The following is a 1,031-nucleotide window of genomic DNA, read 5'->3' on the forward strand; positions in this document are numbered from 1 at the left end:
TCGAGCAGCCGCAGATTGGCCAGGCCGGCTTGCCGAGCGGCTTCGATGGTCAGCGCGCGCGCGCCTTCGTCAAAGGAAGCGGGGACGGTCAGGATCACCTGTTGCTGTTCGAGGGGCGCTTTTGGAAAACGGTGCTGCCAGGCAGCGCGGACATGCGCGAGATAGCTCGCACTGGCCATCACCGGCGAGACCTTGGTGACCTCCTCTTCGGCGCCCCAAGGCAGAATCGGCGCCAGGCGATCGACCGCGGCGTGCGACAGCCAGCTCTTGGCGCTGGCGACCAGCCGCCCGGGAACCTGCGCCCCGAGATCGAGCGCCAGGCGGCCGGTGACCAGCGGCGCGTCGCCTTCCTCGGTCACCCATGGCAGTTGCAGATCACCCGGGCTGATCTCCCCGGCGGCCGGATGAAAACGCACCGACGGCAGCAACGGCCGTGCAGCCACCTGGCCAGGACCGACCAGTTGCTCGATTTCAAACAGCTCGACTTGTCTCCTGCCGGGCGCGCTGTAAGCGACAACCGTATTGCTGGTTCCCAGATCGATTCCGACGATGTATGGTTTTTTCATGGTCTCTAGGGCTTCTCTCAGGGCAGCACCCTGCCGTCGCGACTGATCACCCGCTGGTGGCTGTAATCGGCGGCCGCCGGTCGGCTGACGGTACCACGTGCCAGCAGGTAATCGACGAAGGTTTGCGTGTAGTTGAGATAGGTGTTCACGCTGTGGCCGGTCTGATGGATCCTGCCGAGCGTCGTATAACCGTCGCTGCCGGTCGCGAGGTAATCGCTGGTCACCAGGGTATAACTGCCGTGTGGATCGATTGCCTGCCAGATTTCGCTGCCCTTGCGCCGAACCTCGATGGCGCTGAAGCGGCGGCCACGCGGCTGCGACAGATCGAGCTGCCAGCGCAGGCCGGCGGCGTAGGGGTGGGAGCCGTCCGACCCGCCCCGATCGAGGTAGTTGCCGACGGCATCTTCGAGCACCTCCACGATCTGGCTGCCACTGAGCTGCAGTTCGAAAAGCACGTTGCTGTAA

The 1,031-nt window shown here is 64.8% G+C and carries 1 protein-coding gene and 1 pseudogene; both read right to left on the minus strand.

Annotated features, from left to right (window positions below; all coding sequences use genetic code 11):
• Positions 1-566: pseudogene (locus tag CAPSK01_RS19960) on the minus strand (molecular chaperone DnaK); the annotation flags it as partial.
• Positions 567-583: 17 nt separating this feature from the next.
• A partial coding sequence (locus CAPSK01_RS19965) for a 5'-nucleotidase (protein WP_273704169.1) occupies positions 584-1,031 on the minus strand: 448 nt, incomplete at its 5' end.

Source organism: Candidatus Accumulibacter vicinus, from assembly GCF_000584955.1.
GTDB classification, from domain to species: Bacteria; Pseudomonadota; Gammaproteobacteria; order Burkholderiales; family Rhodocyclaceae; genus Accumulibacter; species Accumulibacter vicinus.